Source organism: Acinetobacter sp. TG2027 (genome assembly GCF_000302435.1).
Classification (GTDB): Bacteria; Pseudomonadota; Gammaproteobacteria; order Pseudomonadales; family Moraxellaceae; genus Acinetobacter; species Acinetobacter pittii.
Window position 1 is genome coordinate 1 of sequence record NZ_AMJN01000038.1, and the last position, 384, is coordinate 384.

The 384-nt window shown below is 27.3% G+C and carries 1 protein-coding gene; it reads left to right on the plus strand.

Features of this window, described 5'->3' with window-relative positions:
- Window positions 1-140: 140 nt before the first annotated feature.
- Window positions 141-377, plus strand: a complete 237-nt coding sequence (locus B806_RS0109595) for a hypothetical protein (RefSeq protein WP_000152660.1) — start codon at window positions 141-143, stop codon at window positions 375-377.
- Window positions 378-384: the final 7 nt, after the last annotated feature.

Sequence of the window (384 nt, forward strand, 5' to 3'; positions counted from 1 at the left end):
CTTTTCTAATAGGCACATACTATTAAAGTGTTTTTTATTTATTTTTTAGATTGAAAAGATTGCTATTTGAGTAATTTAAATATAAAAATCTTTATTGATTGAGCGTAGTTGTTATACAGGATATTTATAAGGATTTTAAAATGACAATTATCACATTGCTTGATGTTGAGACGAAGAAGAAGGTGATAGTTCGGTCCGTAATAGACCCAATAGCAAGAATAGACAAAAAAGGGAATATACAAATTATTCAAATTCATAAATGGCTATATGATGAATCTGGAGATTTCGTTGATGAAGACTTATATGAGGCACTCAACAATGGAGAAGTTGGAATATACTTAACTTTGCAGTATATGATCATTGATATTGAAAATTAATTATTTT

Bases quoted from the DNA above. Each gene is read 5' to 3' on its own strand.
- B806_RS0109595 (WP_000152660.1), top strand. From the start codon at position 141: ATGACAATTATCACATTGCTTGATGTTGAGACGAAGAAGAAGGTGATA.